Here is a 21,217-nt window from a genome sequence, read left to right as displayed (position 1 = left end):
CGTTCGGAATTAAGCGTTGTCGCTATCGAAACCCGGATGAAAACCGAGAATGCCGGATGGAGTTCCGCCATGCAAGCGAAGAACTGTGAAATATTCGTCAGGAATCCCCTTGCCGCTCAGGCCCTCAACATGGCGAAAACCGAAGCGGCCGTAATAGTCCGGATCGCCAGCGACAACTGCGCCAGAAGCACTCAGACGGTCCAGCGCGGCAAGCCCTTCCCGAACCAGCCCTGAGCCAACACCCTGCCGTTGCCGGTCCGGCGCCACCGATAAGGGCGCAAGACAGAACCAGCCGGTCTCGCCGCCCGACAGTGTTACCGGTGAAAAACCGATATGGCCGATGATGCCTTCGCTGTCCTCGGCAACCAGAGAAACAGCCAGCGCACCGGCCTTGCGAAGCCGTTCGATGATCACATGTTCCGTCTTGTCGCTGTAATCGACGTTCCGGAAGGCATCTTCCGTAACGCGAGCAATCGCCTCTTCATCACCTTGCCGCTCCGGCCGGATGATCATTCCACCGTCACCGATTTCGCCAGATTGCGTGGCTGGTCCACATCCGTGCCCATGAAGACGGCGGTGTGATAGGCCAGCAGCTGGATCGGCAGCGAGAAGACCATCGGCGCGATCAGCTCGTCGACATTGGGCAGCGTGATCGTCGCCATGGTGTCGAGCTTGGASGCAGCGGCGCCCTTCTCGTCGGTGATGAAGATGATGCGGCCACCGCGCGCGGCCACTTCCTGCATGTTMGAAACGGTCTTTTCAAARAAGCGGTCATGCGGCGCGATGACGATGACAGGCATGTTCTCGTCGATCAGTGCGATTGGCCCATGCTTCAGCTCGCCGGCTGCATATCCTTCGGCRTGGATATAGGAAATTTCCTTGAGCTTCAGTGCGCCTTCCAGCGCCAGCGGGAAGCTGGTGCCGCGGCCGAGATAAAGTACATCCTTGAAGCGCGACAGATCGCGCGACAGCGCCTCGATCTGCGGCTGGATGAGGTTCAGCACCTTGCTCATGATGCGCGGCATCTCGATAAGCTGCTGCACCAGTTCCTTTTCCTCGCCCGGCTTAAGCGTGCCGCGCGCCTTGCCCGCGGCAACCGCGAGCGAAGCGAGCACGGCAAGCTGGCAGGTGAAGGCCTTGGTGGAGGCCACGCCGATTTCCGGGCCGGCGAGGATCGGAAAGATCGCATCCGATTCGCGCGCCATGGTCGATTCACGTGTATTGACCACTGCGCCGATCTTCAGTCCCTCTTGCTGGCAGTAACGCAAGGCCGCCAGCGTATCGGCGGTTTCGCCCGATTGCGAAATGAACAGTGCGGCCTGCGTGGGAACGAGCGGGATCTCGCGGTAACGGAATTCCGATGCGACATCGATTTCCACCGGCAGGCGCGCGTAACGTTCGAACCAGTATTTGCCGATCAGGCCGGAAAGATAGGCCGTGCCGCAGGCGGAAATGGCAAGGCCGGAAAGCCTGGCGAAATCGATCGCCTTATCGGCATCCTTCACGGTTTTGGAGGCGAAATCCACATAGTGGCTGAGCGCATGGGAAATGACTTCCGGCTGCTCATAGATTTCCTTTTCCATGAAATGGCGGTGGTTGCCCTTGTCGACCACGAAAGCCGTCGCCTGCGAAATCTGGCGCTCGCGTTTCACCGGCTTGCCGGAGAAATCRATGATTTCCGCACCGTCACGGGTCACGATGGCGCAGTCGCCATCCACCAGATAGGTGATCTCATTGGTGAAAGGCGAAAGCGCGATCGCGTCGGACCCCAGGAACATCTCGCCCCTGCCGTAACCGACGGCAAGCGGCGGGCCGGAGCGCGCCGAAAGCAGCGTATGGGGATCGTCCTGAAACATCACCACCAGCGCATAGGCACCGGTCACGTGGTTCAGCATCTTCAGCATCGCCTCGCGATGGCCAAGCCCTTCRCGGGTGTATTTTGCCAGAAGCTGCGCCACCACTTCGGTGTCGGTCTGGGTGGTGAAGGTTGCACCCTCGGCGCTCAGTTCCTCGCGCAATTCGGAGAAGTTTTCGATGATGCCGTTATGAACGACGGCAACGCCTTCGACGAAATGCGGGTGGGCGTTGGTTTCGTTCGGCACGCCGTGCGTCGCCCAGCGCGTATGCGCGATGCCGACGACACCTGGCAGCGGCTTTTCAGAGACCAGCTTTTCCAGATTGAACAGCTTGCCTTCCGCCCGGCGACGGTCCATCGCGCCATTGTCGATGGTGGCGACACCCGCCGAATCGTAACCGCGATATTCGAGGCGCTTCAGCGCATCGACAAGCCGTTCAGCAACGGGCTGCGTTCCGACAATTCCGACAATTCCGCACATATATTTCTCCAGACGGCGATCTCTTCACCGAAACTTCCAGAGTATTTCCGCCTTTGCCTGAAATGCGAAAATACACCACCTTTTTGTTCTGACGCATTTCCGGACGTAAAACCGCTGCGCACCTTTACTGGAAATGCTTTAACCGTTTCTCTGAAATCGGCAATTATCCCGCCGGTCACTTTCAGTATCGCTCGGTAACGTCATCTAAGAGGATTTTTTCTTCGCTTCCTTCAGCGCTTTCGCCCGCTCGCGCAASGCGACCGCCCTGCCCGGTTTCACCTCCTGGCGCGCGCGCCCGAAAGCCAGCGCATCGGCAGGCACGTCATCGGTAATCACGCTGCCGGAGGCGATATAGGCCCGCTCTCCAATGGAGACGGGAGCAACCAGCGACGAATTCGAGCCGATGAAGCTGTTGGCTCCGATCCGCGTTTCGGACTTGTTGTAACCGTCATAATTGCAGGTGATGGCACCCGCGCCGATATTGCTGCCTGCACCCACGAAAGCATCGCCGATATAGGTCAAATGGTTGACCTTTGCGCCCTCGCCGATCTCGGCCTTCTTGACCTCACAGAAATTGCCGACCTTGGCGTTGGCGTGCAGGTTTGCACCCGGACGCAACCGCGCAAATGGACCGACAACCGCACCCTGGGCCAGATAGGCCCCTTCCAGATGCGAAAATGCATGAATGATCGCACCCGGCTCGATCGTCACGCCGGGACCGAAAACGACGTTGGGCTCGATCAGGACATCCTGACCGATCTTCGTATCGAAGGAAAGGAATACTGTCTCAGGCGCGATCATCGAAACRCCGTCGACCATCAATTCGTGACGGCGGCGCTCCTGCCAGAGCCTCTCGATGAAGGCGAGTTCAGCGCGGTTGTTGCAGCCGGTCAATTCCTTTTCCGGCGCATCGATGGCAATGGCGCGGCGGCCGAGAGAACGGGCGATCTCGACGATGTCAGTCAGATAATATTCGCCCTTCACATTGCTGTTGCCGATCCGATCCAGCAGATCCAGCGCATTGCGGCCGTTGATGGCCATCAATCCGCTGTTACACCAGGTGACCTTGCGTTCCTCGTCGGTGGCATCCTTTTCCTCTCGGATCGCGACCAGCTCGCCATTCTCGACCAGAAGCCGCCCGTAACCCGTAGGACGGTCGGTATGGAACCCGATAACGGCGACATCGGCACCGTCGGCAATCGCCTCGCGCGCCCTGTCGAGCGTGGCTGAGGTGATGAGCGGCACATCGCCATAAGCCACGATGACATCGTCAAAACCGCGTTCGATCGCCTCGCGTGCGGCAAGAACCGCATGACCGGTGCCCTTGCGTTCCTTTTGCAGGAAAGCCTCGACCTGGAGGCCCTTGAGACTTGCCGCAGCAGCGACATTGTCGGCATCGCGCCCGACCACCAGCGCCACCGCGCCGACGCCCGCTCCAGCAACAGCCTCCACCACATGCCCGATCATCGGGCGTCCAGCGACCGGATGAAGCACCTTGGACTTCGAAGACTTCATGCGCGTGCTGTCGCCCGCTGCGAGAATAACGGCTAGAGAGCTGCGCTCCATAAGACCTCCAACACCCCGTCACCGGCCACAGGCGGCCCGGACAGGGGCAATGTTTGACTTTACGCCGGCCAGCAYTGCGGACGGGCGTATGGGTGATTTCTTTCCGGCACTGCTATAACGGCGCCCCACTTAAGAAACCATGCAAATCTCCACCAAATTTCCACGCCGATTTTCATCAAACGTGATCAGCGGCAGGCTGGCATGATCTATGGGCGGGAGTTACGGGCCGTGAATTCGAGTATCTGCTGACGGCCGTTTTCAATCAGCCTTTCCATCTCGCGCCGGGCTGCCCCCTCATCGCGTAGGCGAAACGCTTCAACGAGTCGCAGGTGAGAGGCAGACACGTCGGAAATCTCGTTGGGATCGGCTTCCGGGTTGCTCATCCGGAAAATGCCCGCCAGCGCCGCCTTTATCAGCGAACCGACGGTGCGCATGAACGGGTTGCCGGACATTTCGGTGATGAGAACGTGGAAATTCATATCCGCAAGCGCGCGCTTTTCCTTGGAATAAGCCGTGTTGCCCATCTCATTGGCGTAAGCGACAAGCCTTGCGATATCGGCGTCTTTTGCCCTGGCGGCAGCAAGACCCGCGCCATAGGGTTCGAACGCCTGGCGGATATCGTAGAGATGCACCAGGAATTCCTCGCTGACACCAGCCTCGAAGTGCCAGAGCAGCACCTCGCTGTCGAACATGTTCCAGCTTTCGCGCTCCGTCACACGGGTACCGATGCGCGCCTTGGGGGAGATCATGCCCTTGGCGGTGAGCGTCTTCATCGCCTCGCGAAGCACCGTTCGAGAGACTTTCAGCCGCTCCATCARCTCGGCATCGCCCGGCAGGATGTCACCCGTCTTGAAAACTCCGGACACGATATCGAGACCGAGCTTGTGAACGACCTGAGCATGATTTGTCCGCAACTTTCGAAAACCGATCGCCGCATCGAGCATTCCGCGCTGCAAATTCCATGTCCTTCCGTTCGGTTGAAGATGTAAAAATCGCGCCTGACTTGTGTAATCTAGGAAAGCAGCCCGATTTTCAACGCAGAATACAGTGAAAAACATCAACGCGCTTGAAAAGCAAAGCCAAACTTCGTTCGAACAATAAAACACATCAAAATAACAAAGACCGCGCATGAATTGCATGCGCGGTCCCGTTAGCAGCTAGTACCTGCGTGTCATATTATTGCGGCAACTTGTCGTCCACGCCGGCAACGTAGAAGTTGAGGCCGAGCAGAACGCCGTCTTCAGCCTTCTCACCCGCCTTCAGCCATTCCGAACCGTCCTGCTTCTTCACCGGACCGGTAAAGGGGTGCAACTCGCCCGACTTGATCTTGGCTTCGGTTTCCTCAGCCATCTTCTTCACGTCATCAGGCATGTTGGTGTAAGGCGCCATGGTCAGGATGCCGTCCTTCAGGCCGTCCCAGATGGATTCGGACTTCCACGTGCCGTCAAGCAGGGCCTGCGTGCGCTTGATGTAATAGGCGCCCCAGGTGTCCTTGATCGCGGTCAGCTGTGTCTCCGGACCGGCCTTGATCATATCGGAAGCCTGACCGAAGGCCTTGATGCCGCGCTCGGCTGCAACCTGCATCGGAGCCGTCGTGTCGGTGTGCTGCGTCAGGATATCGACGCCCTGGTCGATAAGCGCCTTGGCGGCATCGGCTTCCTTGCCGGGGTCAAACCAAGTGTTGGCCCAGACAACCTTGACCTTGAACTCAGGATTGACGGACTGCGCGCCCAGAACGAAAGCGTCGATGCCCATCACCACTTCCGGGATCGGGAAGGAAGCGATATAGCCGGCAACACCCTTCTTCGACATCTTTGCGGCGATCTGGCCCTGAATGTAGCGGCCTTCATAGAAACGCGAATTGTAGGTCGCGACGTTTTCGGCGGTCTTGAAGCCGGTGGCGTGCTCGAACTTCACCTTGGGGAACTTCTGGGCAACCTTAATGGTCGCATCCATGAAGCCGAAGGAAGTGGTGAAGACCAGCTCACAGCCGGAACGTGCCATGCGCTCGATGGCGCGTTCGGCATCCGGGCCTTCCGGAACGCTTTCGAGGAACGGCGTTTCGATCTTGTCGCCGAAATGCTTCTGGAGCTCTTCGCGACCGATTTCGTGCGCCTGCGTCCAGCCGCCATCGGTGCGGCTGCCGACATAGATGAAGCAGACCTTCTTTGCGTCGGCGGCCTCAGCCGAAGAAACGACGCCTCCAAGAGCCGCTATGGAAGCAGCAAGTGCGATGACCAGTTTTTTCATTTTTACCCCTGTTTGGTTTGGAGACTGGAAGTTTTTCTCACCGGTCCGGCACGAAGGATTTGCCCAGTGATGCCGGCGTGTTGATCAAGGTCGTGCGGCGATTATGCGAGATGATGACCAGCACGACAATAGTTGCGATATAGGGCAGCGCCGAAAGCAGTTGCGACGGCACGCCAATGCCGAATGCCTGGGCGTGCAACTGCCCGATGGTGACAGCGCCGAACAGATAACCGCCTGCCAGCACCCGCCATGGACGCCAGGACGCGAAGACGACAAGCGCCAGTGCAATCCAGCCACGCCCGGCCGACATGTTTTCCACCCATTGCGGCGTATAGACCAGCGAAAGCTGCGCGCCRGCAAGCCCCGCGCACGCACCGCCRAACATGACAGCCAGATAGCGTGTGCGGATGACGTTGATGCCAAGCGCATGGGCAGAACCGTGATTGTCGCCGATGGCGCGGATCTTGAGACCCGTGCGGCTCTTGAACAGAAACCAGCTTATGCCGGCAACGAGCGCGATGGACATGTAGAAGATCAGGTCTTGCCGGAACAGCAAGGGGCCGATGAAGGGTATCTCCGACAGCACCGGAAAGACGATGGGCTGCAGCTTGACGCCCGGCAGGCCAACGAAGCTTTCGCCCAGCATGCCGGAAACGCCAAGACCGAGAATGGTCAGCGCAAGTCCCGTCGCCACCTGGTTGGTAACGAGCGTCAGCGTCAGGAAACCGAAGAGCAGCGAGAAAACCGCGCCCGACGCGATACCGGCCAGAATGCCGAGATAGGGCGAACCGGTCATATGCGCGGCAGCGAAAGCGCAGACCGCACCCATGATCATCATGCCCTCGACGCCGAGATTGAGGACGCCGGAGCGTTCCGCCACCAGCTCGCCCGAGGCGGCAAGGACGAGCGGTGTGGCGGCAGTGATGACCGTGAGAAGGATGGCCTGAAGCATATCCATCATGCCGCTCCTTGGCTGTTATGCGCCTTGCCGGTGAAGACGACCCTGATGCGGTAAAAGATCAGCGTATCGCAGGAGAGTACGAAGAACAGCATCARCCCCTGAAACACACGCGTCACCTTGTCAGACACACCGATGGAAAGCTGCGCCGCCTCACCACCAAGATAGGTCAGTGCAAGCACCAGCCCGGAGAGGATGATACCGAGCGGATTGAGGCGGCCKAGAAAGGCGACGATGATGGCGGTGAAGCCGTAACCCGGAGAAATGCTGGGTTGAAGATGGCCGATGGAGCCGGAGGCTTCCGAAATGCCCGCAAGCCCGGCAAGCGCGCCGGAAAGCAGCATCGAAAACCAGACCATGCGGCTCGATGAGAAACCGGCAAAACGCCCTGCCCGCGCCGATTGGCCAAGAACCGTGACCTCGAAGCCTTTCAGCATGTAACGCATCATGAACCACAGCGCGATGGCCGCCACGATGGCAAACACGAAACCCCAATGCGCCCGGCCCGATGCCAGCATTTCCGGCAGCACTGCGCTCTCGTTGAAGGGTTTCGTCTGCGGGAAGTTATAGCCGCCCGGATCGCGCCAGATGCCGCGCGTCAGCCAGTCGAGAAAAAGCTGCGCGACATAGACCAGCATCAGGCTGACGAGGATTTCGTTGGTGTTGAACTTCGTCTTCAACAGCGCCGGAATACCGGCATAGAGTGCGCCACCGATGGCGCCCATAACCAGCATCAACGGCAGGATGAGTGGCGAATGCCARTCCGGATAAAGCACCGGCAGGATGGAACCGGTGATCGCGCCGATGGTGAATTGTCCTTCCGCGCCGATGTTCCAGTTGTTGGAGCGATAACAGATAGACAGGCCAACCGCGATCAGGATCAGCGGTGCGGCCTTGATCGCCAGCTCATGCAGCGACCAGACCTCCAGCAGAGGCTCGATGAAAAAGGCGTAAAGCGCATCGAGCGGATTTTTGCCGAGTATGGCGAACATGATGGCGCCGACAAGCAGCGTCAGCACCAGTGCCAGAAGCGGCGAGAGAAGGGTAAATAGCTTCGAGATCCCTGCCCGTTTTTCAAGCTCAATGCGCATGCTGGGCGGCTCCTGACTGTGTGTGGACGCCGCCCATCAGCAGGCCGATCTTTTCAAGCGTCATGTCTTCCACCGGATAGGCCTGCGAAAGCTGCCCATCGGAAATGACCGCGATATTGGTGGCGACCTCGAAGATTTCATCGAGGTCCTGGCTGATGACGATGACGGCAGAGCCGGCTTTGGCGAGATCGACAAGCGCCTGCCGGATACGGCTCGCCGCCCCCGCATCCACACCCCATGTCGGCTGGTTGACAACAAGTACGGCCGGTTGACGATCGAGTTCGCGCCCGACGATGAATTTTTGCAGATTGCCACCCGACAGCGATCCCGCCAGCGGATCTCCCCCGCTTTTGCGCACATCCATGGTTTCCGATATGCGCCGCGCCGCCGCCTTGATAGCTGAACCCCTGACGATGCGCAGRAAACCRCCCGTCAGAAAYGCCTTGCGGTCGGAGCGCGCCCGCGCCAGCAGAAGATTGTCGGAAAGGCTCATGCCGGGAACGGCGGCATGGCCRTGGCGCTCCTCGGGTACGAAACCGGCGCCCATCAGCCGCCGGCCATTGATGCCGATGCGRCCGRCCGGCTTGCCGCGGAGATGGATCGCATCATTATTATAGACAGGATATTCGCCGGAGAGTGCATCGAACAACTCGCCCTGCCCGTTTCCGGCAACCCCGGCAATCGCCAGCACTTCGCCGGCGCGCACAGTCATGGAAACCGCTTTCAACGCCACGGCAAAGGGCGTGCGTGGCGYAACGGAAAGCCCCATGACTTCGATCTGCGGTTGACCGAGGGCRTCGCCCGTCGGTCGCGAAACGCTTGCGACATCGCTGCCTACCATCATGCGCGCCAGAGATGCCGGTGTTTCCTTGCGCGGATCGCAGGCGCCCGTAACCTTGCCGTGGCGCAGAACGGTGGCGCGGTCGCAGATACGCTGCACCTCTTCCAGCCGGTGGCTGATATAAAGCACCGAACGGCCTTCGGCCTTCAGCTTCGCCAGCGTCTCGAACAGCTTGTCCGCCTCCTGCGGCGTCAAAACCGAGGTCGGCTCGTCGAGAATGATAAGGCGCGGGTTCTGCAACAGGGCGCGCACGATCTCGATACGCTGGCGCTCGCCAACCGAAAGATCTGCGACATGCGCATTGGGATCGAGAGGCAGGCCATAGGCGCGCGAAAGCTGTTCCGCTTCCTTGGCGATTTCCTTCAATGAAATTTTCGGGTCCAGCGACAGGGCGATGTTTTCAGCAACCGTCAACGCCTCAAACAGGGAGAAATGCTGGAACACCATGCCGATGCCGAGCCTGCGGGCCTCGCTTGGCGAACCTATGGAAACCGGCTGACCCTGCCAGACGATATCACCCTCGCTCGGCGAGAGCACGCCGAACAGCATCTTGACGAGCGTGGACTTGCCCGCGCCGTTTTCACCCAGAAGCGCGTGGATTTCGCCCGGCGCTATATCGAGGTCGATGCCGTTGCATGCGGCGAAATTGCCGAACAGCTTGGTCAGCTTGCGAACGGACAGGAGAGGCACGGCCTCCGGCGCCATAGTTCCAGTCACGAATTCCCTCTCTACACCGGCTACCCATGCTTTCTTCGAAGCATTTCAGCAACCGTGGTCATTGTTCCCAATCAGGCTACAACACGTATGCAATGCTGCGCGATCATGATTTATTGATAACTGTTTTGCTGCTGCGCACAACTGAAAAAGACGTTGCTTAAATGCAATTTGCACAAGCAATAAACGGCTTTACGCTTTTCTTATTTCGCGCCGAGCGCGGGAAAAAACTGCAATATTCCGCCGATGCAATAGAGATAAAGCCCGCTCGCTACAAAGCCGATCACCGCCCAGGTCGGCGTTTCGAAATGCATCAGCAACGCATAACCGCCAAGCGCACACCAGACGAACACGATTGCCAGATTAAGCGGCCGCAATCGCTTCACGCGCACCGGATGCAGGAAATTGATCGGCAGGAATGTCAGGAACACCGAAACGGTAACAACAGTCATGGCTGTTGTGGCGCTGGCATCCATGACGAACAGCGTGAACACCACCATGTTCCACACCACCGGAAAGCCGGAGAAGAAATATTCGTCCGTCTTCATGCCCATGTCGGCATAATAGATGGCGCTCGACACCACGATCATGCCAGCCGCAACGAAGGATAGCGGYTCGCCGATCATGCCGCTCTGGTAAAGCGCAAAGGCGGGCAAGAGCACATAGGTGACATAGTCGATGATATTGTCGAGCGTATCGCCGGACCAGTTGGGCAGAACTTCCTTCACCCGAACCTTGCGGGCGATGGGTCCGTCAATGCCATCCACCAGCAGCGCAAGCCCCAGCCACCAGAACATGTCGACAAAGCGGTGTTCGGAAGCGGCGACGACGCCAAGAAAAGCCAGAAATGACCCGGATGCCGTCAAAATATGAACGGAAAAGGCGCGGATTTCCGCGTAGGGAACACGCTTGTAGTTGAAAATTTTCATGGTCAGCGTCTGCGCCCCGCTTTTCATCCGCCCTGTTCATTCCGGTATGCGGCCATTCACCACGCTTTGCAACCGGCTGATCTGGCTTATCCTAGGACTAATATAGCGGTACAACCAACGAATGTTTACGCCGGGATGTTCCGGGGTCAAAGTGGATTTACCCGCGCAAAGCCTTTATGATGCCTTGGAAATAACAACGGATCAGGACCATGAGACACTTCGATATCGCCATCACCGGTGCGGGACTTGCGGGCCAGATTGCGGCCATAGCTCTTGCGCGGGCGGGCCGCCACGTGGCGCTTGTTGCGCCCCCCAGCAAAAAGAAGGACCGGCGTACGACGGCGCTGATGGACCAGTCGATCCGCTTCATGGACCGCCTTGGCCTCTGGTCGCGCATAGCCCCTGCCGCAGCCCGTCTTTCCACCATGCAGATTATTGACGGCACCGACCGCCTGCTGCGCGCGCCCACCGTGCAGTTCCGCTCCTCTGAAATCGGGCTGGATGCATTCGGCTGGAATATTCCCAATGAGGCGCTGCTTGGCGTGCTTAGCGAAGCGGTCGAACAGGAACACAATATTACCCGCTTCGAAACCACCGCCGAGACGATTGATATCGGCAACGACCGTGTATCGGTAACACTTGGCGATGGTGAAGCGCTCTCCGCCGATTTTCTGATCGGCGCGGATGGCAGGAAGTCGATGGTGCGGGATGCAGCCGCAATCGGCGTCARATCCTGGTCCTATCCGCAGACGGCCATCGTTTTGAACTTCAGCCATAGCCGGCCGCACGGCAATGTCTCGACAGAATTCCATACACCCACGGGACCTTTCACGCAGGTTCCCCTGCCCGGCGACCGCTCCAGCCTCGTCTGGGTTGTCACTCCAGCGCAAGCGGAAGAGCTGATGGCACTGCCGCTTGAAGCGCTCAGCCTCAGGGTGGAGGAGCGCATGCAATCCATGCTCGGCGCCGTTACGGTGGAAGACAGCGTGCAGGCATGGCCGCTGTCTTCCATGACCGCGCATCGCTTCGGCAAGGGCCGCGTCGCCCTGATCGGCGAGGCTGCACATGGTTTCCCGCCCATCGGCGCACAGGGTCTGAACCTCAGCCTGCGCGACATCATCGCCCTCACCGAACTGCTCGGCGCCGTCTCCGACCGCCCGATTGCGGCGGATGCCGGCAGCAGCTTCGACCGCAAGCGGCGGGCGGATGTCTACACCCGCACCCTCAGCGTCGATCTCCTCAACCGGTCGCTGCTTTCCGATCTACTGCCGGTGCAGATGGCGCGTGCGGCTGGTCTGCATGTGCTATCCGGCATCGGCACGCTCAGAAGCATAGTCATGCGCGAAGGCATCGAGCCGGGGCGCGGGCTGAAGGCCCTGCCCTCGCTGCTGTTCGGCAGCTTCAAAAAGGCTGGATGAAATAAACCACGCCCGTCAGCGTGAAGACCGAAAGCACCGTCGAGATCAGGATCGTCGCCGACGCCCTCTCCTGCCAGACGTGATATTGCTGACCGATGACGAAGACATTTGTCGCGGTCGGCAAGCCCGCAAGCAGCACGGCGGAATATATCCATACCGGTTCGAACCGCCCGAGCGACGAGAGCACAAGATAAGCGGCAAGCGGATGCAGGATAAGCTTTGCCGGGACGATATAGCTGATTTCGACCGGCACCCGCTTCATTGGCCKCAGCGCCAGCGTGACACCCATGGCAAACAGAGCGCAKGGTGCTGCCGATTGCGCCAGATAATCCACCAGCCGCTGCACCGCCTCCGGCGGCTGCCATGACAGCGAAGCGGCCAGAAAACCGGCGATTACCGACACGATGAACGGGTGAGTAATGACCTTGCGCGCCACATCCAGCGCAAGCCTTGCTRCAGAGCGCTTGTCACCGCCCGCAACCGCCATCATTGCCGGTGCGACGATGAAATGRGCGGCGTTTTCGAGACAGACGATCAGCGCGACGGGCACTGCCGCTTTCTCACCGAGCGCCAAAAGCGCAAGCCCCGGACCCATATAACCAATATTGCCGTAGCTTGCCGCGAAACTCTGGATCGTCGTTTCGGCGAGATTGTTCTTTCTCACGAACCGGCCGATCAGGAACACAGCCAAGAAAATGCCGTAGGTGCAGGCAAGACTGGCGGCAACGAAATCCATGCGCGTCAGTTCTTCCACCGGCGTTTTCGACACCAGCTTGAAAAACAGCGCCGGAAGCGCCGCATAGATGATGAAGGTGTTCAGCCAGCCCATCGCCTCGACCGGCTGTTTCGTTATGCGCGCCGCGCCGTAGCCGATGAAGATCAGGCCGAAAAACGGCAAAAGCAATCCGACGATATCGGCCACAGTCTTTCCCCCGCGTATGAAATACGCGGGGAGGCTTAGCCGATTTTCATCAGGATCGGAAAGGTCTCCTGGAACCAGATCGCCACATTGGTGATGAAACCGGTCATGAAAGCGAGGCCGGTGAGCACCAGCAACACACCCATCAGCTTTTCCACAAGACCGAGATGGCGGCGGAAACGGACGAGGAAACGCATGAAGGAACCGGAAAAGGCTGCAGCAATCCAGAATGGCACCGCAAGGCCAAGCGAATAGACCGCAAGCAGCATCGCGCCATCKCCAACCGTGTCACGCGAGGCGGCAACGCCGAGGATCGCGCCGAGGACAGGACCGATGCAGGGCGTCCAGCCGAAGGCAAAGGCRAGGCCCATGACATAGGCGCCGGAAAGCGTGGCCGGTTTGCCCGCCCCCTGAAACCGCGCCTCACGCGAAAACAGGCCAATGCGGAAAACACCGAGAAAGTTAAGGCCCATCAGGATGATGATGAAACCGCCAATCTTGGCGAGAATATCGAGGTTCTGGCGCAACAGCGTGCCGATCGTCGAAGCACCGGCACCCAGCGCCACGAAGACCGTGGCAAAACCGAGCGTGAAGAAGAAAGCCGAAAACAGCACGGCCCGGCGGATTTCAGGMCGCGGCGCGGTATTCTCCGTCCTGAACTGCTCCACCGAAACACCGGCCATATAGCAGAGGTAAGGCGGCACCAACGGCAGGACGCAGGGCGACAGAAATGACAGGGCACCGGCCAGAAGCGCGCTGAACAGGGAAATATCGGCAATCGACAAGAAAGAACTCCGCATTGACGCATGTCTCCCAAAAGCGGGAATCGGTTTTGGGATAACGTCACGCGCAAAAAGATCAGCAAGGCACGTCGCGATTCCCGAGATTCGCCGCGTTTCACGCTCTCATTTTGGCGCATGCCATTGCCGCAAAACGATTTCACCCGTTTGCCAGACATGTCTGACGCCGCTTTTATCCCCAGCCGCCCCCTCTCTCCAATCACCTTTTCGGGGGTGCGACAAAAAAAAMCGGATTGATTGTAGAAAGCGCTTTTTTTGGGTTGACCGAACGGATCGCTCTACCTATGTTCCGCGCACTTCCGAAGGGCATCCCAGCCCCGACACGGGAGAGCGTAGCTCAGCCGGTAGAGCAACTGACTTTTAATCAGTAGGTCCAGGGTTCGAATCCCTGCGCTCTCACCACCTTCATCAAAGATATCAGTAAGTTAAGACGCATAATGCTCATCGATATGTTCGCTGGCGGTAACGATATGCGCTTGCGCCGCGTGACWTGAAGTTGCGTYMCGACAGAYCTCGTCCCTGAAACTGCCYCCCAGAAGAACGCAAATCGCCGCCCTCCCCGACACGCCGTCCCCTGGCTCGCGAACCGGCCGATAAGGCMGCTCAATGCAAAGCATGGTACGATGGCGTGTGCTAATACCTGATCCGTGTAGGGGCGRCCTTCGGTCCGGAGKCGGTYGTCGGAKTGRCGCGAGCCAAGGGAGAAAGAACRATGGCAACCCRTATCGAAGACGACAGTGACATCCTCATACCTCAGGACCTGGCGCAGGGAGCGAGCCGTTATCTGGGGAAACCGCTTGAGCTGCTGCCAGACAGGGAAAAAGCAATATTTCGTCGTCTTGCAGCAAGGCGCACCATCTCGACTGACGCGAATGCGGTTTTCGACGAGAGACTGACGCCCGGCCAGCGGCTTGCGGATGCGGTTGCCAAATTCGGTGGTTCCTGGACCTTTATCCTTATATTTGCGGCTTTGCTTGCGATATGGCTGAGCGCAAACATTATCGCGACTTCGAACGCCTTCGATCCCTACCCGTTCATTTTCCTCAATCTCATCTTATCCATGCTCGCAGCGGTTCAGGCGCCGGTGATCATGATGAGCCAGAACCGCCATGCGGCCAAGGATCGGATCGACGCCGCACATGACTACGAGGTCAATCTGAAGGCAGAGATCGAAATCATGGCGCTGCACGATAAGTTCGATCGGATGCGCTCTATCGAGCTGAAAGCTCTCGTCGATAAACAGCAGCAGCAGATCGACCTTTTGACAAAACTCGTGCTGAAACAAACAGGCTAGAAAATTTACGWCARAATACGGAAAATCGCGCCCGCGCGCCGATTCCATGTGCAACGGAACGCGCTTGGTGTGCCGGTCGTACAGTAGCAGCTGCAGCACTTCATGGATGGTTTCCAGACAAGCTATGTGCTTGCGCATCCCTCATATAGAGCGCAGAATAAATCAATGGCAGCATTTGAAGCGGGCGCTGTTGTGTAAAGGTGCATCTGCCTTGGCCCCAACCAAAGGAGGACGAAATGTCTTCCATCAATCGAAAACGAAATGTCGATCCAGATCGTGCGCCACTGCTCGTCAAGGCGATCGACAGGCTTGAAAAAGGTGCTGCAACGTTATGCGGTTCGTCGAAATTCGACGCGTGCAGGCCAGTTCTGATCGCCGCCATTCGACGTGGTTCCGGCAGGCGTAAACCAATCCCGGCTGCGTCGGCTCCTCACCATAAGAACCGGGACATATTTCAGTCTACCCAAAAATCCGGAAGCCCGGCTGTCGAGAGATGGGAAAATGAAGGCGGCGCGATCAGATGATCGTTGTCACCTGCCCAGAACGGAGTGATCATCATGGCGTCAAGTGTCCATCTAGAAGAAATGACATCGGCGGAATGCATCGCATTCCTTTCCCGGATGAGCTTCGGGCATCTTGCCTGTATCGATCATGACAGGCCCTATGTGGTGCCGATCCATTTCGTGTTTCACGAGGGTGGAGTCTACAGCTTCTCGATGATGGGAGCCAAGATAGAGAATATGCGCCTGAACCCTCATGTTTGCCTTCAGGTCGATGAGGTCAAAAACACCAGCACATGGACAAGCGTAATTCTCCATGGCCTCTATCAGGAGCTTGAAGATAACGAGCAATGGCAAAGCGAGCGGATCTACGCCTGGTCTCTGATCCAGAAACACCCGAACTGGTGGGAGCCGGGAGGCTCAACGATCCATCCGCACGAAAATGGAACGGACTCCACCAAGCCGATTTTCTTCAGCATCCAAAAAGAAAGCCTCACGGGCCGCAAAGCGGTCCAGAGGGAAGATTTCGTGCGTTAAGCGGCCTCCCTCTACAGATAGGCGTACACATACCGCGCAATATTGTCATAAAAACTGGAGAGATAGGCTGGCACCCGGTTCAACCGGGCAAATTTGCTGCCGCGATATTCCGCGCGCGTGCCGACCAGCGTGTCCGGATCGCCGAAAGGCAGAAAATCCTTTTCGGTGACGTAGACATGCGTGCCGTAACCCCAGCCGCATTCCAGCGCCCGGTCGAAAGGCAGCGTCATCACCCTTGCCGCTTTCAGAAACTCCTCCGCTCCACCGCGTGAGATGATATAGCAGGCCGACGATCCCTGTGGCCCGTATATGCAGCGCCCCAGCTTGTCTCCGAGAGCGCTGGTCTTCCTGGCTCTGAAACCTCTGTGGCGGTGATTGGTCAGCTTTACGATGGAATTCTCAGGCATGATCGCGACCATTGCCTTGACCCGATCGGAGAAGTCAGGCGTGAAGGCAACATCATCCTCAACGATCACGGCMACCGGCGCATCCGTGGCGAGGAAWATCTCCAGTGCCTTGATATGGCTGGCATAACAGCCATACTCCCCAGGCAAGGCATGACGGCCGTTGCGAAGCTCAAAGCCGCGCCTGTTAAAATCCGTCCATTCGGCAGCGGGAATGGTCTTACCGTCAACACCTTCCACCGGGCGCAAATCCAGCCCAAGACCTGATGCTCCGTTCAGCATCTTTTCAAGACGGGCGCGCGCTCTGGCGATGGAGATGATGTAAACGGGAAAAGCGGATATCGGCAGCATTCGGAAAGCACCATGCGCATAGGGTCGGGAAACCGTCTCCTACAGCATGTGGCGCACCCTGTCTGCATGCCGTGATTTCCACGCCGGCAAAATTTCGGGCGAGCAACGCGCAAGCTYTGATGGTTYGAGAATGCGGCGCGAGATTATTTACGCGGGGCGGTGCGGCGGCAGCGCCAGTTCCAGTCTCTGGCTTCGCCSGTATCCATGTGAACCGATTCGGTGTGGCAATAGGTGCCTACACCACCACGTTGAGGCATCGAGCGCAGATAGGACGCAAGCTCCCATTTGGAAACGCCCTTGATCTGGATGTCGGCTGCATCGCAGGTGTAGTGCTTGGAACCCTGCCTTATGCCCTTTGGCGGGCGATAACCCGAGGTGACGATGGCCGGGCTGTTGTAGTGGCGCTCGACATCCTTGATCATGCGCACCAGTTCCGGCTTGAAACAACCGACTTCAACATGATCGGTCTGCAGGAAAAGCCCGTTCGGAGAAACTCGAGTGAGGCCGGAGAGCGAGGCAAGCTTCATCAGGCCGGCCGGCTGGTCATCCTCGTCTTCRAGATGCGCATCGTCGAATTCGTCAGACATCATCGAACGGCCGGAAAGCGCTATACCCATCGTCCTGTCCGACCCGCCGGARAGCGCSGCAACCTGCGTATTCTCCGCCGTACCGTTTTCGATCATTTTCGGAAGGCGCTTCTTGGCCGCWCCGGCGAAGAAAGCTGCCAGCGGCACGACTGTGCCCTCACTTTCCTGCCCCTCGCCTGCCCGTTTYCCGGCTCCAGAAGACTGTGCTGAAGCAGCTGCGAGCTGTTCCGACGCATTTTGCGGCGCTGGTACGGGAACCGCCTGACGGTTTTCGCTGTGCTGTTCTGCCGGTACCGGCACGGCAGTCGGCGCTTGTCCCGTTGCGGATACCGGTTGCGGCTGTGTCGCCTGCACCGGTGCCGAGTAGACGCTGCTGACGGCGGGCGCGATTCCCTGGGAAGGTGCACCCGCTGCGGCTGTAGCCCCCGCCGCAACGGCAGGTCTGCTTGAATATATGCTTGATGTACCCGCGGAAATCGCCGTCGGCTGCGTCGTCAGGCCGCCGATATCGGCGGCGGCACCGTAACCCTGTGCGGGGCCACCGGGCGCCTGCGGCTGGGCCGCAACGGCCCCGCCGGTTGCGGAGGCCACGGCGGGATCCACGTAATGCCCCTGCTGCTGTTTGGCGGCCGGATTATGAACCGCCGATGCSGCCWGCGCCTTCTGCTCGGCGGAAAYTGCCGGCTTTTTGCTGTTGGCAGCCATGTCGTCATCCGTCACCGCTGAAACGCATCCGGCAAGGCCGAGCAACGAAACCGCGACAACAAGACGCTGACAGGCAACGCGTCCTTTCGCGCTATCGACAGCTTTCATGGGTGGCCTCCGTATCTTGCATTTACAACAGCAGCACGGGAACGGAATCGTCTGCTTTTTCAAAACAGRACATGCCGTTTCGATTCGCGGACTATGCCTCAACCCATCCGGACAAGGCAAGAGTGACCGAAATCGTCGCTTCTGGTCGGGAAAACCCCTACCAGGAACCCGTATTCTGCATAGATATCCACGGTTCGGCTGGCGCGAGGCTTTCGCCCTTCTGCAAGATTTCGAAAGAAATACCGTCGGGCGAACGAACGAAGGCCATGTGACCGTCACGCGGCGGCCGGTTGATCACGACGCCATTTTGCTGAAGGTGGGCACAGAAGTCGTAAATATTGTCGACCTCATAGGCCAGGTGCCCGAAATTGCGGCCGCCAGTGTAATCTTCGGTGTCCCAATTGTAGGTGAGTTCAAGGGAAGGCGCCTTTTTTTCCCGCGCCGCAGAGACATCGTCGCGCGCTGCAAGAAAAACCAGAGTGAAACGGCCTTTTTCGTTTTCGATCCGGCGTATTTCCTCGAGACCCATCAGGTCGCAATAGAATTTCATTGATTCGCCAAGGTCTTTGACGCGAACCATCGTGTGCAGATACCGCATTTTCTTCCTCTCCAATACGCTTTTCCGGGCCATAAACGCATGATCGCAAGCCCCGGACAAGGACGGCGACATAAAAGCAGCTACGCAAATCAAAAACTAGGGCTTGCGTGGAACCGTTACCAAGATGTTAATCTGGTACACAGGAATCAGTTGACCGGTGTGTGGCGCGTAATCGAGGGGTTGGCAGGATATGGCTGATAGGATGTCATCGAAAACGATAGTCGATGTCGAGGACCTTTCGGCCGATGCCGTGGACCTGACCGAAATCACCGGGGCGGTGAAATGGTTCGACGTTGCCAAGGGTTTCGGCTTTATCGTGCCTGACAACGGCATGCAGGACGTGCTGCTGCATGTCTCCTGCCTGCGCCGCGATGGGTATCAGACCATTCTCGAGGGTACGCGCATCGTTGCCCTCATCCAGCGGCGTGACCGCGGCTTTCAGGCCTTCCGCATCCTGTCGATGGATCAGTCCACCGCCGTTCACCCGTCGCAGCTGCCGCCGGTGCGCACCCATGTGCAGGTCACGCCGTCAAGCGGGCTTGAGCGTGCAATCGTCAAGTGGTTCAACCGCACGAAGGGTTTCGGCTTCTTGACGCGCGGCGAAGGCACGGAAGATATTTTCGTGCATATGGAGACGCTGCGCCGTTTCGGCCTCACGGAACTGCGTCCGGGCCAGGTGGTGCTGGTGCGCTTTGGCGATGGCGACAAGGGTTTGATGGCGGCGGAAATCCACCCCGACAACCCGGCCCCGATCGGGATGTCGCACTGATGGCCGCTGTGTTTCGCAACTTGATGAAGAGCGCCGTTCTGGCGCTTCTTTTTTTCACGCTCTCAAGCGCAGCGCAGGCTCAACAGCAGCAGACGTTTCAATCCGAACCGCTGACGATAGAGACCGCCTCCGGAGAAACCCACGAATTTGTTGCGGAACTGGCGCTGGACAACGCCCAGCGCGAACAGGGCCTTATGTTTCGCAAGTCCATGCCGCTTGGAAGCGGTATGCTGTTCGATTTCGGCAAGGAGCGGGATGTGGCCATGTGGATGAGGAATACTCTCATTCCTCTCGACATGCTGTTCATCGCCCGGGACGGGCGCATAACCCATATCCACGAAAACGCCGTGCCACATTCAGAAGCGATCATAAGCTCCCGTGGGTCGGTCAAATTCGTGCTTGAACTGAATGGCGGCACTGCCAAACGCTACGGCATCAAACCGGGCGATGTGGTTCGCAGTGCACAAATCGGCAACCGGAAATGACATTGCCGCGTTACTGCGTCTGAAAAGGCCGGACGACGTTTCGCCCGGCCGGCAAGATCTCAGTAAACCGGCTCGATATGGCTCAAAATCCGGCAATTGGAAATGGATGCGGCAAGATTGATGGCAATGTCGATTGCCTCGACCGAATCCGCCGTCCCTTCAAGATAGATCACGTCATTTTCGACGGTTGCGGAAATCCGCGACTTCTCGAGACCGTTTTCGAAAGCCAGTGCAGAGGTGATGGCCTCGCACACACCCGCCATGCGGTCTCCAAAGAAGCTTTCCTGAATGCCTGACAAATTGAACATGTGCGTTCTCCTTCTTGGCTATTACAACGCCCGAATCACGGTTTTGTTCATCTCCGGTTCATCAATTCGTTCATCTTCCATTCATCTTGGCAAATTGGAACCCCCTTCCCGATCACATTTTAGGTGATCGGGAACCATTTCGTGAGGTGAGCATTTCGCGCATGGGAGTGAAATCTGCCGTCAAGGCGCATGAAACAGGGAGGAGAATGACATGCTGATTAACAAAACGGAGCCGTGTCACCACGCCTCGTGGATGAAGCCGGTGGCGATCCACCTGCCGCTATCCGCAGCGGTGGAAATCTACAGCCCTCTGGTGGCGCTGGACATGCTGATGTACCGCTGGCCCGACGAACACGGACCGGAATATGAGGACGCACGCAGAAACTGTCTCGATGCTATCGCTGGAAAATGCGACATCGAAAAAGCGCGGGAATCGTTTCTCGTCGCAAGCAGCCACGCGCATATTCTGAACATCCACTAGGTCGTCACACGGAAGGCTTTGTGGATATTATCGACTAAATATCAATCACTTACGGTGATGACAACCGGATGAGCGGCAAGTCGATCTGCCGTCATCAACATGGCTCCAGGGGTCAAAATAACGGGCAATCCACCTGCGTGGATCGCCCGTTTGATTGAAGCCTGAGCTTCGTCCTATTCAAATGGCCGGGCGAACAGGGATCGGGAGGTTGCTGTGAGATACACCGTCTTAATTTTCCCCATGCACCGGCAGTCAATACTCGGATAAA

General features: G+C 58.2%; 22 protein-coding genes and 1 tRNA gene. 8 read left to right on the top strand and 15 right to left on the bottom strand.

The window, feature by feature from the left end; genetic code table 11:
* Positions 1-9: 9 nt before the first annotated feature.
* The 9 genes from AB4Z23_RS11350 to pcsA all read right to left on the bottom strand — a co-directional run bounded on the left by AB4Z23_RS11350 (position 10) and on the right by pcsA (position 10,685).
* A complete protein-coding gene (locus tag AB4Z23_RS11350; protein ID WP_441360125.1) occupies positions 10-513 on the bottom strand; it encodes a GNAT family N-acetyltransferase in 504 nt (167 codons plus the stop codon).
* Positions 510-2,336, bottom strand: a complete 1,827-nt coding sequence (gene glmS, locus AB4Z23_RS11345; protein WP_080798336.1) for a glutamine--fructose-6-phosphate transaminase (isomerizing) — start codon at positions 2,334-2,336, stop codon at positions 510-512. The genes AB4Z23_RS11350 and glmS overlap by 4 nt, the downstream gene beginning before the upstream one ends.
* A gap of 204 nt (positions 2,337-2,540) precedes the next feature.
* Positions 2,541-3,902 (bottom strand): bifunctional UDP-N-acetylglucosamine diphosphorylase/glucosamine-1-phosphate N-acetyltransferase GlmU, encoded by a 1,362-nt coding sequence (gene glmU / locus AB4Z23_RS11340; RefSeq protein WP_019566111.1) that lies wholly within the window; start codon positions 3,900-3,902, stop codon positions 2,541-2,543.
* A 206-nt stretch (positions 3,903-4,108) separates the two neighbouring features.
* Entirely contained in the window at positions 4,109-4,846 is a 738-nt protein-coding gene (locus AB4Z23_RS11335; RefSeq protein ID WP_441360275.1) for a FadR/GntR family transcriptional regulator, read from the bottom strand.
* Positions 4,847-5,078: 232 nt separating this feature from the next.
* The gene (locus tag AB4Z23_RS11330) at positions 5,079-6,152 is read right to left on the bottom strand and encodes a BMP family ABC transporter substrate-binding protein (protein WP_441360124.1); all 1,074 of its coding nucleotides are present in this window, start codon (positions 6,150-6,152) and stop codon (positions 5,079-5,081) included.
* A 37-nt stretch (positions 6,153-6,189) separates the two neighbouring features.
* On the bottom strand, positions 6,190-7,110 hold the full coding sequence (locus AB4Z23_RS11325) for an ABC transporter permease (RefSeq protein ID WP_019566110.1): 921 nt from the start codon (positions 7,108-7,110) through the stop codon (positions 6,190-6,192).
* The gene (locus tag AB4Z23_RS11320; protein ID WP_013636336.1) at positions 7,110-8,201 is read right to left on the bottom strand and encodes an ABC transporter permease; all 1,092 of its coding nucleotides are present in this window, start codon (positions 8,199-8,201) and stop codon (positions 7,110-7,112) included. The genes AB4Z23_RS11325 and AB4Z23_RS11320 overlap by 1 nt, the downstream gene beginning before the upstream one ends.
* On the bottom strand, positions 8,191-9,747 hold the full coding sequence (locus AB4Z23_RS11315; RefSeq protein WP_441360274.1) for an ABC transporter ATP-binding protein: 1,557 nt from the start codon (positions 9,745-9,747) through the stop codon (positions 8,191-8,193). Before AB4Z23_RS11315 ends, AB4Z23_RS11320 begins: the two co-directional genes overlap by 11 nt.
* Before the next feature lie 212 nt (positions 9,748-9,959).
* Positions 9,960-10,685 carry a phosphatidylcholine synthase gene (gene pcsA, locus AB4Z23_RS11310; protein ID WP_025593712.1) on the bottom strand — a complete coding sequence of 242 codons (726 nt, stop codon included), beginning with the start codon at positions 10,683-10,685 and terminating at the stop codon, positions 9,960-9,962.
* Positions 10,686-10,894: 209 nt separating this feature from the next.
* Between pcsA and AB4Z23_RS11305 the strand changes: the two genes are divergently transcribed.
* Positions 10,895-12,103 (top strand): UbiH/UbiF family hydroxylase, encoded by a 1,209-nt coding sequence (locus AB4Z23_RS11305; protein WP_441360123.1) that lies wholly within the window; start codon positions 10,895-10,897, stop codon positions 12,101-12,103.
* On the opposite strand, the gene AB4Z23_RS11300 is transcribed toward AB4Z23_RS11305, so the two are convergent.
* Together AB4Z23_RS11300 and AB4Z23_RS11295 are read right to left on the bottom strand one after the other, a co-directional pair.
* Positions 12,087-13,025: an AEC family transporter gene (locus tag AB4Z23_RS11300; protein ID WP_441360122.1), complete on the bottom strand. Its 939-nt coding sequence runs from the start codon at positions 13,023-13,025 to the stop codon at positions 12,087-12,089. The two genes, AB4Z23_RS11305 and AB4Z23_RS11300, sit on opposite strands and share 17 nt — an antisense overlap.
* A gap of 35 nt (positions 13,026-13,060) precedes the next feature.
* The gene (locus tag AB4Z23_RS11295; protein ID WP_025593718.1) at positions 13,061-13,807 is read right to left on the bottom strand and encodes a cytochrome c biogenesis CcdA family protein; all 747 of its coding nucleotides are present in this window, start codon (positions 13,805-13,807) and stop codon (positions 13,061-13,063) included.
* Between the two features lie 341 nt (positions 13,808-14,148).
* On the opposite strand from AB4Z23_RS11295, the gene AB4Z23_RS11290 reads away from it, so the two are divergent.
* The 4 genes from AB4Z23_RS11290 (at position 14,149) to AB4Z23_RS11275 (ending at position 16,153) form a co-directional block, all read left to right on the top strand.
* A tRNA-Lys gene (locus AB4Z23_RS11290) sits at positions 14,149-14,224 on the top strand.
* 310 nt (positions 14,225-14,534) lie between these two features.
* Positions 14,535-15,116, top strand: a complete 582-nt coding sequence (locus AB4Z23_RS11285; protein ID WP_441360121.1) for a DUF1003 domain-containing protein — start codon at positions 14,535-14,537, stop codon at positions 15,114-15,116.
* Between the two features lie 236 nt (positions 15,117-15,352).
* Complete coding sequence (locus AB4Z23_RS11280; protein ID WP_155846286.1) at positions 15,353-15,640, top strand: hypothetical protein; 288 nt, start codon at positions 15,353-15,355, stop codon at positions 15,638-15,640.
* Between the two features lie 33 nt (positions 15,641-15,673).
* Positions 15,674-16,153: a pyridoxamine 5'-phosphate oxidase family protein gene (locus AB4Z23_RS11275; protein WP_236735593.1), complete on the top strand. Its 480-nt coding sequence runs from the start codon at positions 15,674-15,676 to the stop codon at positions 16,151-16,153.
* An 11-nt stretch (positions 16,154-16,164) separates the two neighbouring features.
* On the opposite strand, the gene AB4Z23_RS11270 is transcribed toward AB4Z23_RS11275, so the two are convergent.
* The 3 genes from AB4Z23_RS11270 to AB4Z23_RS11260 all read right to left on the bottom strand — a co-directional run bounded on the left by AB4Z23_RS11270 (position 16,165) and on the right by AB4Z23_RS11260 (position 18,906).
* On the bottom strand, positions 16,165-16,908 hold the full coding sequence (locus tag AB4Z23_RS11270) for a glycosyltransferase family 25 protein (protein ID WP_003515947.1): 744 nt from the start codon (positions 16,906-16,908) through the stop codon (positions 16,165-16,167).
* 143 nt (positions 16,909-17,051) lie between these two features.
* A complete protein-coding gene (locus AB4Z23_RS11265) occupies positions 17,052-18,308 on the bottom strand; it encodes a D-Ala-D-Ala carboxypeptidase family metallohydrolase (RefSeq protein ID WP_441360120.1) in 1,257 nt (418 codons plus the stop codon).
* Between the two features lie 157 nt (positions 18,309-18,465).
* Complete coding sequence (locus tag AB4Z23_RS11260; RefSeq protein WP_065659292.1) at positions 18,466-18,906, bottom strand: VOC family protein; 441 nt, start codon at positions 18,904-18,906, stop codon at positions 18,466-18,468.
* Between the two features lie 190 nt (positions 18,907-19,096).
* Between AB4Z23_RS11260 and AB4Z23_RS11255 the strand changes: the two genes are divergently transcribed.
* Positions 19,097-19,675 carry a cold-shock protein gene (locus AB4Z23_RS11255; protein ID WP_013636345.1) on the top strand — a complete coding sequence of 193 codons (579 nt, stop codon included), beginning with the start codon at positions 19,097-19,099 and terminating at the stop codon, positions 19,673-19,675.
* The gene (locus tag AB4Z23_RS11250; protein ID WP_019567113.1) at positions 19,675-20,160 is read left to right on the top strand and encodes a DUF192 domain-containing protein; all 486 of its coding nucleotides are present in this window, start codon (positions 19,675-19,677) and stop codon (positions 20,158-20,160) included. The genes AB4Z23_RS11255 and AB4Z23_RS11250 overlap by 1 nt, the downstream gene beginning before the upstream one ends.
* Positions 20,161-20,219: 59 nt before the next feature.
* On the opposite strand, the gene AB4Z23_RS11245 is transcribed toward AB4Z23_RS11250, so the two are convergent.
* Complete coding sequence (locus AB4Z23_RS11245; RefSeq protein ID WP_003515953.1) at positions 20,220-20,468, bottom strand: BON domain-containing protein; 249 nt, start codon at positions 20,466-20,468, stop codon at positions 20,220-20,222.
* A 211-nt stretch (positions 20,469-20,679) separates the two neighbouring features.
* Here AB4Z23_RS11245 and AB4Z23_RS11240 point away from each other — a divergent pair, with 211 nt between their 5' ends.
* Positions 20,680-20,949 carry a DUF982 domain-containing protein gene (locus AB4Z23_RS11240; protein WP_003515956.1) on the top strand — a complete coding sequence of 90 codons (270 nt, stop codon included), beginning with the start codon at positions 20,680-20,682 and terminating at the stop codon, positions 20,947-20,949.
* Positions 20,950-21,217 lie beyond the last annotated feature (268 nt).

This window comes from Agrobacterium sp. MCAB5 (genome assembly GCF_052114365.1).
Classification (GTDB): Bacteria; Pseudomonadota; Alphaproteobacteria; order Rhizobiales; family Rhizobiaceae; genus Agrobacterium; species Agrobacterium tumefaciens.
Note: the sequence above shows the minus strand (reverse complement) of the source record. Positions and strands in the feature narration are given on the sequence as shown.